Source organism: Clostridium tertium (genome assembly GCF_017873245.1).
GTDB lineage: Bacteria > Bacillota > Clostridia > Clostridiales > Clostridiaceae > Clostridium > Clostridium tertium.
In genome coordinates, this window is record NZ_JAGGJY010000003.1 from 217,817 (window position 1) to 233,679 (window position 15,863).

The 15,863-nt window shown below is 27.8% G+C and carries 18 protein-coding genes; 16 read left to right on the top strand and 2 right to left on the bottom strand.

Features of this window, described 5'->3' with window-relative positions:
* Positions 1 to 67 precede the first annotated feature (67 nt).
* On the bottom strand, positions 68 to 1,759 hold the full coding sequence (locus J2Z25_RS06205) for an amylo-alpha-1,6-glucosidase (RefSeq protein WP_235840769.1): 1,692 nt from the start codon (positions 1,757 to 1,759) through the stop codon (positions 68 to 70).
* Between the two features lie 424 nt (positions 1,760 to 2,183).
* On the opposite strand from J2Z25_RS06205, the gene treC reads away from it, so the two are divergent.
* The 5 genes from treC (at position 2,184) to J2Z25_RS06230 (ending at position 6,532) form a co-directional block, all read left to right on the top strand.
* On the top strand, positions 2,184 to 3,833 hold the full coding sequence (gene treC, locus J2Z25_RS06210) for an alpha,alpha-phosphotrehalase (protein WP_008677032.1): 1,650 nt from the start codon (positions 2,184 to 2,186) through the stop codon (positions 3,831 to 3,833).
* 33 nt (positions 3,834 to 3,866) lie between these two features.
* Positions 3,867 to 4,802, top strand: coding sequence for an ROK family glucokinase (locus J2Z25_RS06215; protein WP_111928102.1), 936 nt, complete (start codon positions 3,867 to 3,869; stop codon positions 4,800 to 4,802).
* Between the two features lie 278 nt (positions 4,803 to 5,080).
* Positions 5,081 to 5,371 (top strand): DUF3784 domain-containing protein, encoded by a 291-nt coding sequence (locus J2Z25_RS06220; RefSeq protein WP_342451342.1) that lies wholly within the window; start codon positions 5,081 to 5,083, stop codon positions 5,369 to 5,371.
* Positions 5,372 to 5,531: 160 nt separating this feature from the next.
* Positions 5,532 to 5,942, top strand: a complete 411-nt coding sequence (locus tag J2Z25_RS06225) for a peptide deformylase (RefSeq protein ID WP_008677038.1) — start codon at positions 5,532 to 5,534, stop codon at positions 5,940 to 5,942.
* A gap of 62 nt (positions 5,943 to 6,004) precedes the next feature.
* Complete coding sequence (locus tag J2Z25_RS06230; RefSeq protein ID WP_209739157.1) at positions 6,005 to 6,532, top strand: putative immunity protein; 528 nt, start codon at positions 6,005 to 6,007, stop codon at positions 6,530 to 6,532.
* A 175-nt stretch (positions 6,533 to 6,707) separates the two neighbouring features.
* On the opposite strand, the gene J2Z25_RS06235 is transcribed toward J2Z25_RS06230, so the two are convergent.
* On the bottom strand, positions 6,708 to 7,286 hold the full coding sequence (locus J2Z25_RS06235; RefSeq protein WP_008677042.1) for a manganese efflux pump MntP: 579 nt from the start codon (positions 7,284 to 7,286) through the stop codon (positions 6,708 to 6,710).
* Positions 7,287 to 7,797: 511 nt separating this feature from the next.
* On the opposite strand from J2Z25_RS06235, the gene J2Z25_RS06240 reads away from it, so the two are divergent.
* The 11 genes from J2Z25_RS06240 (at position 7,798) to J2Z25_RS06290 (ending at position 15,785) form a co-directional block, all read left to right on the top strand.
* The gene (locus J2Z25_RS06240) at positions 7,798 to 8,712 is read left to right on the top strand and encodes an AEC family transporter (RefSeq protein ID WP_209739159.1); all 915 of its coding nucleotides are present in this window, start codon (positions 7,798 to 7,800) and stop codon (positions 8,710 to 8,712) included.
* A 114-nt stretch (positions 8,713 to 8,826) separates the two neighbouring features.
* A complete protein-coding gene (locus tag J2Z25_RS06245; RefSeq protein ID WP_097034424.1) occupies positions 8,827 to 9,492 on the top strand; it encodes a nucleotide-binding protein in 666 nt (221 codons plus the stop codon).
* A 14-nt stretch (positions 9,493 to 9,506) separates the two neighbouring features.
* Complete coding sequence (locus tag J2Z25_RS06250) at positions 9,507 to 9,716, top strand: 4Fe-4S dicluster domain-containing protein (RefSeq protein WP_209739161.1); 210 nt, start codon at positions 9,507 to 9,509, stop codon at positions 9,714 to 9,716.
* Positions 9,717 to 9,726: 10 nt separating this feature from the next.
* Positions 9,727 to 10,794, top strand: a complete 1,068-nt coding sequence (gene vorB / locus J2Z25_RS06255; RefSeq protein WP_209739163.1) for a 3-methyl-2-oxobutanoate dehydrogenase subunit VorB — start codon at positions 9,727 to 9,729, stop codon at positions 10,792 to 10,794.
* Between the two features lies 1 nt (position 10,795).
* Positions 10,796 to 11,545 carry a thiamine pyrophosphate-dependent enzyme gene (locus tag J2Z25_RS06260; protein WP_209739165.1) on the top strand — a complete coding sequence of 250 codons (750 nt, stop codon included), beginning with the start codon at positions 10,796 to 10,798 and terminating at the stop codon, positions 11,543 to 11,545.
* A 1-nt stretch (position 11,546) separates the two neighbouring features.
* Entirely contained in the window at positions 11,547 to 12,077 is a 531-nt protein-coding gene (locus J2Z25_RS06265) for a 2-oxoacid:ferredoxin oxidoreductase subunit gamma family protein (RefSeq protein WP_209739167.1), read from the top strand.
* A gap of 285 nt (positions 12,078 to 12,362) precedes the next feature.
* Complete coding sequence (locus J2Z25_RS06270; protein WP_008677056.1) at positions 12,363 to 12,536, top strand: (2Fe-2S)-binding protein; 174 nt, start codon at positions 12,363 to 12,365, stop codon at positions 12,534 to 12,536.
* Positions 12,537 to 12,778: 242 nt separating this feature from the next.
* Positions 12,779 to 12,976: a hypothetical protein gene (locus J2Z25_RS06275; RefSeq protein ID WP_008677058.1), complete on the top strand. Its 198-nt coding sequence runs from the start codon at positions 12,779 to 12,781 to the stop codon at positions 12,974 to 12,976.
* 281 nt (positions 12,977 to 13,257) lie between these two features.
* Positions 13,258 to 13,647 (top strand): zinc ribbon domain-containing protein, encoded by a 390-nt coding sequence (locus tag J2Z25_RS06280; RefSeq protein WP_209739169.1) that lies wholly within the window; start codon positions 13,258 to 13,260, stop codon positions 13,645 to 13,647.
* Positions 13,648 to 13,727: 80 nt separating this feature from the next.
* Positions 13,728 to 14,411, top strand: coding sequence for a response regulator transcription factor (locus J2Z25_RS06285; protein WP_097034427.1), 684 nt, complete (start codon positions 13,728 to 13,730; stop codon positions 14,409 to 14,411).
* On the top strand, positions 14,412 to 15,785 hold the full coding sequence (locus tag J2Z25_RS06290; RefSeq protein WP_209739171.1) for a sensor histidine kinase: 1,374 nt from the start codon (positions 14,412 to 14,414) through the stop codon (positions 15,783 to 15,785). It begins immediately after the preceding gene.
* Positions 15,786 to 15,863 lie beyond the last annotated feature (78 nt).

Here is a 15,863-nt window from a genome sequence, read left to right on the forward strand (position 1 = left end):
CAGTTTGTTGAAAAATATCATATTTAATAAGGTGTAATTTATGATATGCTTTTAGTAGATAATTGGTTTATTTATTTTCGTATTTATATAATTTAGAAGCTAAGTATATAAATGTGCTTGCAGTCCAAGTAAATGATTTATCTCTTAAAGCTTCACCGGTTATTGCATTGTAGTTTTCTGCACAGCCACTTTTATTAATAAGATTACAATATTTTCTAGCTATATCCATAGCTAATTCAGTTTCACCACAATCTTCAAAGGCTTCTACTAATAGTAGAGTAGTTGGAGCCCATATAGGACCACGCCAATATGCATCGTCTTGATATAAGTCACTATCAATAGCTTCAGAAGCAATGCCCCAATCAGTTAGATATTTCTTACTACTTAATAAATCTATCATAGATTTTCGTATCTCATCAGGTAATCTCTTACCTAAAACTATAGACATAAGTGGAAGAAGAGCATTACTGTGAATTATTTCACCAGTTCTAGTTGCACGAGCAACAGGAAGATTATCAACTATAAAATAATCAATAAATTTCTTTGTTAGCTCATCAGCTCTATTATTCCAATAAAGCCTTCCTTCTTCATTATTTAATTTTTTAGCAATATCAGAAAGTGTGTCCATGGATTTGATTAAGAATGCTGTTAAGTCTGGAGAATCAATTATAATAGCATCCTTAAAAACAGTACTATTATCTTGACCAGAATCATTACCATGGGTATATTCAATAATTCCATCATTATTAGAATCTTTATACTTTTCATAGAAAAGTACTTGTTTTTCTACGTGACTATAGATTGATTCTAATTGTTCTTTTGTAAAGTCCATTTTTTTCATCATCTTACTATAGAATAATCCCTGAACAGCAGGTTTAGTAAAATTCCATCTAAGGGTTGAGTCACTTACTGAACCAGGAATTTGACCAAGTTCATCTTGATAATCATATAATACTTCCATTTGATCAAAGGCTAAATTGTTATCAACGCCAGCTAATCCTAAAGCATTGAAGCAATGATCCCAACTCCACGCTCCTAAAAAGTAATTATTAGAAGCAAACATTGTATATCTTCTTAAATATCCTTCAGGTTTAACAGTAGAAGACCAATTTATATAAGATGCATATAAAAGACTTTTAGCATATTTTTCATCAACTACAGGTTGAAGTGCACAAAAGCTTTCGAAAGCTTTTTGGCTATTAGCACGACATTCTTCGAAGTCATATTCCTTATAAAATGGAAGTGCTGTATGAGTTGGAATATCTTGAATTACACATTTAAAGTCTTCAGCATTACTTGAAGTTATATCTATAAATGATACGTTTTCAGATTCGCTTGTGCTTCCTGTATCATCATATAAAATATTTTGTGTTAAATTTACTTTTCCAGATGGGGCAAAAACTAAAAATTTAGTTAAGTTTTTATAACTGTTAATAATTGAATATTCATTACCCTCAGTTCCTAAATAATAGTTAAATTCAAAGTTATAAACTGGTTGGGTGTCTAATCTTAAACCTACGTCAGCACCTTTACCATATAACAATATTCTTGAATCAGTATCGAAACAGATTGATATTTCTCCACCATCAAAGCTTAAAATTATGCTAGAGTAATCTGCAGAATAAGTATATTCAATAGGTGTATTATTTTTTAATGGTATGATTTTTAATACATTCATGTGACCACGTGATTTTGCTCTTAAAGATTTTAAAAATAATCCAGTATTTGATGGATTAGAATTTTCATATTTAATCGACATATAAGATCCGAAATAACTAAAAGGAGTATTTATAATATTCATTTACCTACCAATCCTTTCAAGAATAATAAACTTGTTTATACAAGTTAGGATTTATTATACTTTAATGATAAAAAAAAATCAACTGTTAGTGGTAAATATAAAGATATACTTAAGACTTTACATATTGTTAGATACATTCAAAGACTTTTTTTCTATATAAATAGCGATAAAAAAATTAAGTTTTATTACTGGGGGGAAAGCATTAAATATAGTCTTATAAATATATTGACAATGAATTATACTGTGATACAATGAAGTTGTTCAAACAAGTTTGCGGAAGGTCTATTATTAGATTAACATATACACTATTGTACTAAATAAGACTTAGAATTTTTAGATACTAAAAATAGTACAAGAGAAAAATAAGCTGGGAGTGAGGAGTATGTTAGACTTTAAAAAAAGCACGGTATATCAAATATATCCTAAATCATTTAAGGATACTACAAATAATGGAACAGGAGATTTAAGAGGAATAACTGAAAAATTGGATTATTTAAAATTTCTAGGAGTAGATTATTTATGGATTACTCCATTTTTTGTTTCACCACAAAATGATAATGGCTATGATGTAGCTGATTACTATAATATAGATCCTATATACGGGACGATGGATGATCTTGATGAATTAATAAAAGAAGCTAACAAAAGAGAAATAGGATTAATGTATGATATGGTGTTTAATCATACATCTACAGAACATATATGGTTTCAGAAAGCTTTGGAAGGTGATCAATATTATAAAGATTTTTACATTTTTAAGAAGCCTAAGGCTGATGGATCGGCTCCTACCAATTGGATATCAAAATTTGGTGGATCTGCATGGGAGTATATAGAAAAATTTGATGAGTATTACTTACATTTATTTGATAAAACTCAAGCAGATTTAAATTGGGAAAATCCTAATGTAAGAGCAGAACTGAAAAAAATATTAGGATTTTGGATGGAAAAGGGAATAAAGGGATTCAGATTTGATGTAGTTAACTTAATATCTAAACCTGAAGTATTTGAAGATGATACGGAAGGGGATGGTAGAAGATTCTATACGGATGGCCATAGGGTTCATGAATTATTAAAGGAATTGGCTGGGGATAGTGGCATGATAGATAATAATATGCTAACAGTAGGAGAAATGTCCTCAACTAGTATAGATAATTGTATAAGATATTCAAATCCTGAAGAAAAAGAATTATCTATGTGTTTTAATTTTCATCATTTAAAAGTAGATTATAAAAATCAAAATAAGTGGGGGTTACAAGAATGTGATTTTTCAAAGTTAAAAAGATTATTAAATGAATGGCAAATAGGAATGGAAGAAGGAAATGGTTGGAATGCTGTATTCTGGTGTAATCATGATCAGCCACGTATAGTTTCTAGATTTGGCGATGATAGGAAATATCATAAAGAATCAGCTAAAATGTTAGCGACAATGATACACTTATTAAGAGGAACACCTTATATTTATCAAGGTGAAGAAATAGGTATGACAAATGCATATTTTACAGATATTAATCAATATGTAGATGTGGAAAGTATAAACTATTTCAATATTTTAAAAGAAGAGGGTATGAGTGAAGAAGAAATATATTTAGCTTTACAAGAACGTTCAAGAGATAACTCAAGAACTCCAATGCAATGGAATAGTTTAGAAAATGCAGGATTTAGTAATGGTAAGCCTTGGCTGAGTGTAATAAATAATTATAAAAAAATAAATGTTGAAGAAAGTATAAAAGATGAAAGTTCTATTTTATATCATTACAAAAAGTTAATATCATTAAGGAAAAAATATGATTGTATTGCATATGGGAAATATATACCAATATTAGAAGATAGTGAATCAGTGTTTGCTTATAAGAGAGAATATAATGAGAAAACATTGATAAGTATAAACAACTTTTATGACAAGGAAGTTGAAGTAGCATTGGATATTGATTATGTTGAAAATTATAAATGTGTTATTACTAATTATGAAAATAGAAAATTAGAATCTAAGATGGTTTTAAAACCATATGAATCTATAGCTTTTATAAATTAATTTAATTAACTGAACTTATCGAGGTGAATTTTTATGAAAAGTTATTTAATAGGAGTAGACATTGGAGGAACAACAGTTAAATTAGGTTTGTTTACACCAAAGGCAGATTTAGTAGAAAAGTGGGAGATTACAACTAGAAAACATGAAGGTGGCAAATATATTCTGGCTGACATAGTGAAATCTATTGAAGATAAGCTAGAAGAGAAAAATATTGATAAATCAATGGTAGAGGGGATAGGTCTAGGAGTACCAGGACCTATTAATAATGATGGAATAGTTAAAAATTGTGTGAATTTAGGCTGGAAAGTATTTAATATAGAAAAAAATTTAAGTGAGTTAATTAAACTACCTGTAAAAGCTGGAAATGATGCAAATGTTGCTGCCCTAGGAGAAATGTGGAAAGGAGGCGGAGAAGGTTATAAAAATATTATTATGATAACATTAGGAACTGGCGTCGGTGGAGGAATTATTATAGATGGAATGCTATTACCTGGCGTTAATGGTTCGGCTGGAGAAATTGGGCATATTAATGTATGTAAAGAAGAAACTGAAAGTTGTGGATGTGGGAAAAAAGGCTGTTTAGAACAATATGCATCAGCAACAGGAATAGTAAATATAGCAAAAAAATTGATTCTGGATACAACATTAGAATCAATATTAATAGATAAAGAAAAACTTTCGGCTAAAGATATTTTCGATGCGGCAAAATTAGAAGATGGACTAGCATTAAAAGTAATCAACAAGTTTGGAGAAATTTTAGGAAGAGCTTTAGCAAATATTGCGTGTATATTAGATCCAGAAGTATTTGTTATTGGAGGCGGTGTATCTAAGGCAGGAGAATTACTGCTTGAAACTGTAAAACAAAATTATGAAATATATGCATTTCATTCTGTAAGGAAAGTTGAATTTAAATTGGCTAAACTTGATAATGATGCTGGGATTTATGGAGCAGCAAAATTATTATTTTAAAATATGTTACTATATATAGATTATTGAACGGAGACAGTAGATAGATTTGATTATATGCAAAGCTATCTACTGTCATTCTTTTTATATAAAAGATTTCACTTACTACTATTACGGAGAATCGTATAATAAATGGATTAGATTTTTACTAATATCTAATAATTAAATATATAATTTACATTAAAATTGTATTATAATACTAAATAGTTTAATAAGAATTTTTAAGGAGATGTACCGTTATAAAAATTACTGTACCGATTGAAATAGTATATATACTAGCTATAGTATTTGCCTTTCTGACTGTTATATTTTTTATGGGCAAAGGAAGTTCACTTATAGAAGTATATGGTACTACAAAAAGAGAAGAAAAATATAAGAAGTTAAGCCGAGTTATAGGAATATGTTTTGGAATTATTGATATTTTTTTAATTATTATTTCACTTATGAGAAATAAGTTATCTGAATGGTTTATTTATATTTTTATAACAGTACTTGGAATTAACATACTTGTTATAATAGTTTTATCTTCCGTAGATATAATTTTCAAAAAATCAAAGAATCAATTTGAATAATGTATCTTATTTACGTTATTCATTTAATAAGATATAGATTAAATGGTTTATGTTCCAAACATAAACTTGGCTATAAAATTATGCTAAGTGATAAAAAGGAGTTGGGTTTCTTAACAAACTTATATCTTTAAAGAATGTGATTAAAAAGGTGGGAATAAAGATGATAAGACCAATTGTAAAAGATATATTATTCTTAGGACAGAAATCGGAATATGCAACAAAAGCAGATGTAGCGGTTATTGATGATTTAGTGGATACGTTAAGGGCAAATTTAGAGCAGTGTGTTGGTATGGCCGCTAATATGATAGGAGTTAAAAAACGTATACTGGTATTTAGTATAGGTGATATAATAGTTCCTATGGTAAATCCGGTTATAGTAAAGAAAGATAAAGTTTATGAAGCAGAAGAAAGCTGTTTATCTTTAAGTGGCTTCAGAAAAACAATGAGATATGAAGCAATTGAGGTAGAATATCTTGATAGGAATTTTAAAAAGCATAAACAGACATTCACTGGATTTACTGCACAGGTTATTCAGCATGAAATAGACCATTTTGAAGGTATAATAATTTAAGAAATAAAATTACATATTATGAGATCATTAAATTAAAAGGTATTTAAGAAAAAGGAGTTATTATGGCTAAAGTAAGAAAAATGCTTGGAAAAGCAGATTCACCATATATTGTTTCTCTTATGAGATTAATAGAAACACAAAGTAAAAATACAATCGTAAAATGGTGCAATGACTATGCAAGGGAGCATATTTTACTTATTTATGAAAAAGATTATCCAGAGGATACACGTTTAAAAAATGCATTGAATGCAGTTGATGAATGGTTAGAAGGGAATATGAAATTAACAGAGGCAAAGAAAATTATTAAGGAAGTTCAAATAGCAGCAAGAGAAGCAGAAGGAAATTCAGCTGCACAAGCTTCAGCTAGAGCAATTGGAGCAACAACTGCAACAATTAACACTGTAACGAGTTCTTTAGGACTTGCTTTTTATGGTGCTGCTGCAATAGCATATACATCTATTGGTGTTAATGCTGATAGTGATGTTTATGAGGAAATTGCAGCAAGAGAGTGCAAAAATATGGAGGAGGCTTTACGTAAAGTAGCTATAATAGATGAGCCAAATCCAGCAAAAATAAATTGGTATTGCTAAATGTAGTTGTATGAAAAAACAAGAAATTCAATTTATCTAGAAGTTAATAAATTTAAATATAAAAAATTCTATGTTTAGGGGTATCACGAAACGTGATACCCCTTTGATTTCTTACATATAATTTTAAATTATCATATTTTCATAATTAGCAGAAAAAGCTATACTCTGATATATTTTACATCAAATGTTCAAATAATATCTTAATTCCTATACCTATTAAAATAACTCCACCGATTATTTCAGCATAATTTTGGACATACTCTCCAAGCTTTTTCCCAAGAAAAACAGCAAAAAAACTTAATACAAAAGTAGTTATTCCTATTATTATTACAGAAGGAACAATACTAACACTTAGAAATGCAAAACTAACTCCAATTGCTAAGGCATCGATACTAGTTGCAATAGCTAATATAGTTAGCTTCTTATAAGAAAATTCATCTCTTTCGCATTCTAAAGCTAGCTCTTTCTCTCCACCACGAATCTCTTTAATAGATTCTATTAACATTTTTCCACCTATAATTCCAAGTAGTATAAAAGCTATCCAATGATCAAAAGACTTTATATAGCTTTCAAAATATCTACCAGCCCACCAACCGATTAGAGGCATTAAGGCTTGAAATCCACCAAAGAATAATGCAACTCTAAAAGAGTATTTAAATTCATCTTCTTTTAAGCAAATACCTTTAGCTAAAGAAACAGCAAAGGCATCCATAGACAAGCCTATTCCTGTCATAAAAATTGAAAAGAAACCCATAATATGTAACTCCTTTATTATAGAATTTATTGTAAAATCCAAATTAATATTTAGGATTTTATTGACTTTTATAGATGATAAGCAAATAAAATAATAAACAAATAAAAAAGACTTATACGTAGCAAAGCTACGCATAAGTCTCGTTATTCAATACTAAGCCAGAACTATGTTCAATATGTTGACTTAGTAACTCATTCTAAAATAGAGCTAACTACTCCCTTATACTTAAAAATTATATTACATTAAATATTATATATTTATTTCAGCATATATATTACCAAATTATAAGTAATATATCAACAATTAATTTAATTTTTCAATTTATAAATTAAAATCTGTAATAAGTAAATAGATTTTAACTTTTATAATAACTAAACTATGATTAAATAAACAATAAAGAAATATCTTTATTAGTAGAAAAGTATAGAATCATATTTGCAAATTTTATAAAGATAAAGTAGTCCTTAGATAAATAAATTGTATATAATAAGATGAAATGATAGTTTAGGGGGTGGATAGGATTATAGTTTTTAATAAAATAATAGCATTGTTTTTAATTATTTTAATAGGTGTTTATGGAACTAAAAAACATATAATAAATGATGATGTTAACAAAGGTTTAAGAAGAATATTATTAGAAATCACATTACCACTATTAGTTATAAATTCGTTTAGCTTTTCTTTTGATGAAGGAATGGGAAGAAATATAATAACTGCATTTATATATAGCATTTTATTTATGATTTTGGGTGGAATAATATCTTATATTTTATTAAAGCCTTTAAAAGGAGAAAAGAAGAAGATATTACATTTTGCAAATTTCTTTTCTAACTGTGGATTTATTGGATTTCCAATTATAAATAGTATATTTGGAGTAGAGGGAGTAGTTTATACATCTATATTTAATATGGTTTTTACAATTTTTTTATGGACATATGGAGTAATGATATTTTCAGATAAGTTATCAAAAGAAAATATAAAAAAGGTATTATTAAATCCTTCAATAATTGCAGTATATATTGGAATACCTATAATGATATTTAATATAAAGTTACCAGCATCTATTTTAGATACAACTAAGATAGTAGGAGATATGACTGCACCAATATCGATGATTATAGTTGGAAGTATATTATCAAAGGTTAAAATTAAATCTATATTTAAAGAAGCATCAGTTTATTATGGAGCCTTAATAAAATTAATAGTAATACCACTTGCTATTTATATGATTAAATTAATTATAAAAGATAATTCAAGTGTAATAGATACTATTATAGTTATTCAAGCTATGCCAGCAGCAGCTATGACATCAATATTTGCAGCTGATTTTGATAAAGAAAAGGAATATGGGGCGATAGTAGTGTTTGTAACAACGTTATTATCAATAATAACTATTCCTGTAATAGTAAAAGTAATAGGATTATAAAAAGAGTGCTACAACAAATTTGAAAATGTCAATTTTGTTATAGCACTTTTAATTGCATAATAAATGCAATATAAAGTATACTTTTAGTAAGAATGTTTAATGGGGAGTGTTAGTGTGAGTAGGATTAAGATATTTACTGGACACTTTGGTAGTGGTAAGACAGAAGTTGCAATTAATTATGCTATTAAAATGGCTAAGGAAGGTAAAAAGGTAGCATTAGTTGATATGGATACAATAAATCCTTATTTTTGTGTAAGAGATATTAAAGAAACTTTAGAAAGTGATTACAAGATAAGAGTTATAAGCACAAGAAAGGATTTAGTTAATGCGGAGCTAATGGTGCTATCAGGAGAAATTTTATCTGTATTTAATGATAAATCATATGAAGTTATATTGGATATTGGTGGAGATGATGTAGGGGCAAAGGTTCTGGGAGTATATAATAAGTATTTTGAAGATGAAGACTATTCAATGTATTATGTTTTAAATAATTCAAGATCAGAAACCTTAAGTTGTAGAATGGCAAGTAAATATCTAAAATCCATAGAATCAGCAAGTAGATTAAAAGTTACTGATATAATATCAAATACTCACATGATGAAGGAAACAGAATCTAAACATATATTGAAAGGAGATATTGAATCTTTGGAGTTATCTAAGTTTTTAAGCATTCCTTACAAATACACTGTGTGTACCAAAAAATTTGAAAAGGTAATAAAGGATAAAGTTAATGGAGAAATATTACCTATAGAATTATATATGGACATGCCTTGGGAATAATGAGGAGGAATTAAATGGCTAAGGTTATATTTAAAGAGGAAAGGTGTAAAGGGTGTGGTCATTGTATAAATATATGTCCTAAAAAAATTATAAGCTTTAAAGAAAATTTTAATAGTAAGGGATATCATCCAGCTGGAATAGAGGAAGATCTTATAGCACAATGTATAGCTTGTGCATCTTGTGGAAAAATTTGTCCTGATTGTGTAATAACAATTGAAAGGTAGGAGAATAACTATGGGTGAAAAGTTCTTAATGAAAGGTAATGAAGCTATAGCAGAAGCAGCTATTAGAGCTGGATGTAAATGCTTTTTTGGATATCCTATAACTCCTCAAACTGAATTAATAGCATATATGGCAAAGAATATGCAAAAGGTTAATGGAGTCTTTTTGCAAGCAGAAAGTGAAATTGCAGCTATTAATATGGTATATGGCTGTGGAGGAACTGGAGTTAGGTGTATGACTTCATCATCTAGCCCTGGAATAAGCTTAATGACAGAAGGAATTTCATATTTAGCAGCAGCACAAGTACCTTGTGTGATAGTTGATGTAGTTAGATGTGGGCCAGGACTTGGTGGAATACAACCTGCTCAATCGGATTATTTATTTGTAAATAAGGGTTTAGGTCATGGAGATTTTAATGTGCCAGTTTATGCTCCAGCATCTATTCAAGAAATGATAGATTTAATTTGCGAAGCATTTGATGTAAGCGATTTATATCGAACACCTGTAATGATAATGGCTGATGGAATGATTGGACAAATGATGGAAGGTGTTGAATTTAAAGAAAATAAAAAAAGAGAATTACCAGAAAAAACTTGGGCTGCCAACGGTTTAGGAAAGAGAAGTAAACATAATATAATAAATTCATTAGAGTTAAATCCAGAAAGACTTGAAGGACTTAATATGGAGTTTCAAGAAAAATATAAGATAATAAAAGAAAATGAAGTTAAATATGAATTATATAATTGTGAAGAATCTTGTGATTTAATATTAGTTTCTTATGGTATAACAGCAAGAATATGCAAAAGTGTTATAAGCCTTGCAAAAAAGGAAGGGATAAACTTAGGGTTAATAAGACCTATAACTACTTGGCCATTTCCTAATGAAGCCTTTACTAAGACTTTAGGGAAAAGTAAACATGGATATTTATCTGTAGAAATGAATTGTGGACAAATGGTTGAAGACGTTAAGCTTTCTGTAAATGGAAAAGAAGAAGTTAGATTTTATGGTAGGACAGGCGGAATGATACCAACAGTAGATGAGATATACAAATATATAAAATCTATTATTGGAGGTATGTAATATGGGAATTGTTTATCAGCCAACAAAGGTGCTTTTAGATGTACCTACACATTATTGTCCGGGGTGTACTCATGGAATAATTCATAAGCTAGTTGGAGAAGTAATAGAGGAATTAGGAATATTAGATAAAACTATAGGAGTTGCATCAGTTGGATGCTCTGTACTTGCATATGATTATTTTGCTTGTGATATGTTTCAAGCAGCACATGGAAGAGCTCCAGCAGTTGCTACAGGTATTAAAAGAGCTAACCCAGATAAAGCAGTTTTTACTTATCAAGGAGATGGAGACTTAATAGCAATAGGAACCGGAGAAGTTGTTCATGCAGCAGCAAGAGGAGAAAATATTGTAACTATTTTTGTAAACAATTGCATATATGGTATGACAGGTGGGCAAATGGCACCTACAAGTTTGGAAGGACAAATTACAGAGACATCTCCATATGGAAGAGATGTTAAGGTTCAGGGTTACCCAATAAGAGTATCAGAAATGATATCTACTTTAGATGGTGCATGTTATGTTGAAAGGGTAAGTGTAGATAATATAGCAAATTTAACAAAAGCTAAAAAAGCAATTAAAAAATCTTTTGATAATTCAATAAAAGGATTAGGATATTCATTTATAGAAGTTTTATCTACATGTCCAACTAATTGGGGCTTATCTCCAATTGATTCTTTAAAGTGGCTTAGAGATAATATGATTCCATATTATCCTTTAGGTGTTAAAAAGGATTTAAAGAAGGAGGATAATTAGAATGATAAAAAAAGAAATTATATTTGCAGGTTTTGGTGGGCAAGGAATATTAACTGTGGGTAAGTTTCTAGCTTATGCAGCAATGGATAAGGGATTAAATGTTTCATGGCTACCATCTTATGGTCCTGAAATGAGAGGTGGAACAGCAAATTGTTCAGTTATAATTTCTGATGAAGAAGTTGGATCTCCTATTATATCAGAAGCAGATATAGTTGTTGTTATGAATAAGCCATCTTTAGATAAATTCAGTAAATCAATGAAGGATAATGGTACTTTAATAATAGATTCAGATATGGTAAAAGATGAAACTGATTTTGGTGATATAGAAGTATATAAGATAAATGCTGAATCAAAAGCAGAAGAGCTTGGAGATAAAAGAAATGCAAATATGATATTACTTGGTTTCTTAATTAAAAAATTAAAGATTATTACTATAGAAGATGTTTTAAACTCTATTAGAATTCATGGTAAAAAAGAATATTATGAATTAAATAAATCAGCAATAGAATTAGGTGCAAAGATGCATTTATAGATAATGGTAAATACTACAAAGGCGTTGATTTTATAATAAAAATCCAACTTTTGAAGATAATATTAATGATAATATATAGGTTACAATAAAAATTATAATTGTATAATACGAGAATAATTGTTATTATATAATCAAAGTTATTATTTTGGTAGCTTATATAAAAAATAATATATGATTTCAATTTCGGCATTTTAATTAAATAAGTATGATAAATATTTAATACTATTAGGTTTAATTATGTAGATTATTAATTGAAACATATATAGTTATAAAGAGGTGGATAATATGGATATAATTTGTCTTTGTAAGGGTGTATCAAAGGACGTAATAGTTCAAGCTATTAAAGATGGTGCTGATACATTTGAAAAAATTCAAGAAGCAACAGGTGCAGGAACAGGATTTTGCGGTGCAAGTAGATGCAGAGGTAAAATAGAAGCACTAATAGAGGAAAATAAATAAAAATATATTTAAAGGAGCTGTCACACTAATTAATTAGTGAACAGCTCCTTTAATTTAAAATATAAAATTGTATGATACATCATTTTAGATTAGAAATTAAAATAATTGACTTATAAAATGGTATATCCTTACTGTAATTCTTAAGATTTCATTAAATATGCTAAAGTTAGAATAATTTGTAACGAAATTGACAATAAATCATCTTATGATAGTAGTAGAATATAATTTAAGGAGGTGAGAATATGGTTGCTAGTATAGACATAAATAAACATTGTAGCTTGAATAAGTCAATAAGAAACTTATTTTATAAAAAGCAAAACATAAACAATTCAATTTTTTATACTGAAGAAGAAAAGAAAGAATTAACAAGAGAAATAGAAAAAGATATTTATGATACATGGAAAAAGATAAGATATAGTTTTGATAATAATGGGAAATAGGAGTTGTAGTTATACTAAAATAATAATAAAGTCATAGAGGAGACTATTAAATGATATATAATGGGATTGAAGCTCCTATGGAAGCAAGGATTTTAGTAATAAGTGAAAAGAATCACAATAGAAACAATACTATAAGCGTTAATATGAGTATAAATAAATATTATTTTTGATAAGAAGTTAGAGTTATTATGAATTCTGACTTCTTATTTATTTTAAAGATGATAAAATAAATATTATAAAACAAATATAATAAGCTAAGTGTTGTATAAAGGAGAAGAGTTATGTTCTTTATAGGGATTTTTGGAATAGAAAACAAAGAAAAAGAAGTCAAAATAATAAATAACTTAACATGTAAGAGTTGTAATAGATTAAGTATGGCAAGAATAATAAAGCATTATGAATTTTTCCATTTATTTTTTATACCTATTTTCAAATGGAATGAAAAATACTATGTAGAATGTGGAAGTTGCAAGAAGATATTTTCTATTTCTAAGGAAAAGGGGAAGATGATAGAAAGAGGGGAAAATATAGATATAACATATTGGGATTTACATGAAATTAATGATAATTATGGTTATGATTATAATATAAATAGTGTTTGTAAAAGTTGTGGTAAGGTAGTTGATTCAGAATATAAATATTGTCCATATTGCGGACATGAAATCAAATAGTATTTAAAGCATCTTCATAATACCTTCAAAATAATTTGTTAAAGTTTATATGACTAAATATTGAAATAAGGAGGTAGAACATGAGTAATATTTTAATAATAGAAGATGAGGAAAGTGTGGCTAATGTACTAAAGGCATATTTAGAAAAAGATAAATATAATGTAAGTGTATGTAACTCTGGAATGGAAGCATTAGAAGTTTTTAAGGAAATAGATTTTCAGCTTGTTATTTTAGATTTGATGCTACCAGATATAGATGGAGAAGAGATATGTAAAATTATAAGAAGAACTTCTGATGTATATATATTTATGTTAACGTCAAAAGCTAGTTTAAACGATAGAATTGTTGGTTTAGACATTGGAGCAGATGAATATTTAATTAAACCCTTTAGCCCAAGAGAACTTACGGCAAGGGTAAATGCTTTATTTAGAAGAATAAATACAAGTGAAAAAATAAGTGATATTTTTAATGATGGAATATTAAAGATAGATTATGAAAAGAGAATAGTAGAGCTTAGAGGCGAAGAAATATCATTTACACCAAGTGAATTTGATATTTTATATACATTATTAATTAATAAAGGAAAAGTTTTATCTAGGGAACAATTAATTGAAATTGTGTTTGGTATTGATTTTGATGGATATGATAGGACTATAGATGTACATATAAAGAATATAAGAAAGAAAATTGAGGAAGATACTAAGAATCCGAAGTATATAATAACAGTTACAAAAGTTGGATATAAATTTGGTGGTGATATATAAATGCAAAGTATTAGAAAAAGGCTTAGTATATCATTTTTAGTATCTTCTATTTCAGCAATTATATTAATCATATTATTTGTTAATATCACCATTAATACTAAATTTAATAAGTATATGATAGATATTCAAGATAAAAGAAATGAGAGAATAGTTTCGTACTTTGAAGAAGTTTATAAAAGGGATAAAAAATGGACTAAAAACTCTGCTGTTGAGATAATGCATGAAGCTTATATGAGTAATTATTGTTTGACTCTAAAGGATGCTAATGGAAAAGTAGTTTGGGGAATGGATCCATCAGATATAAGAGATACTAGTCATTTTAATGGCATGAATACAGAAGAAAGTGGTGTATATGTTACTAAAAATTTTGATATAGTTGTAGATGGAGAAATTGTAGGTAATGTAGAAGTTGGGCAGTATTCTTCGGTGCTATTGACAGAAGAGGACTTGGAATTTAAATCATCCATAAATAAAAGTATTGTATTAAGTGGTATATTTACATTATTAATTATAATCATAATAAGTTTGTATATATCAAAGCAATTATCAATTCCTATTAAAAAGATAGCAAGCATATCTAAAAGACTTTCAAGAGGAGATTTTGCAGCAAAGTCAAATGCAAAAAGTGATATTGAAGAAATTGAAGAATTAAGAGAAAGTATAAATATATTAGGTAAGAAGTTAAAAAATCAGGATATGTTAAGGAAGAGACTTGTGTCAGATATATCCCATGAAATAAGGACACCTCTTAATGTTTTACAAAATAACCTTGAAGCAATGATAGATGGGATTTTCCCAGTATCTAATCAAAGATTATCATCTTTAAATGATGAAGTAATAAGGTTTGGAAAGTTATTAAATAACTTGGATGTATTAAAAGAATTTGAAGATGAAAGTATAAATTTAGAATTTGAGAATATTTTATTAGACGAATTTATTATTGAATTAGCTGAAGATTTTTATTTAGAAGCTAAGAGTAAAAATATAAAAATTAATTATAGTATAGAAAAAGATGAAACTTACATTATTCATGGAGACAAGGATCAGTTAAGACAAGTATTTATAAACTTAATAACTAATGCAATTAAGTTTACAGAGAATGAAGGAAGTGTAAGTATTAATTTATATAAAGATAATAATAAAATTATAGTAGAAGTTATAGATACAGGAATAGGAATAAAGGAAGAGGATTTGCCATTTATATTTGAAAGATTATATAGAGGAGATAAAAGTCGTCAAAAAATAGAAGGTAATGGTATAGGGTTAACTATAGTAAAGAGAATATTAAGTTTACATTGTGCGAATATAGAAGTAGAATCCAATGAGGGCATAGGTACAACATTTAAGATTGTTTTTGATAATTTAAGAATTTAGGACTTAAAATAATGGAATGCTTTATAATTTTTCTATTTATTAGAAGAATATATTTAAAAATATTTTTATATTGCATAT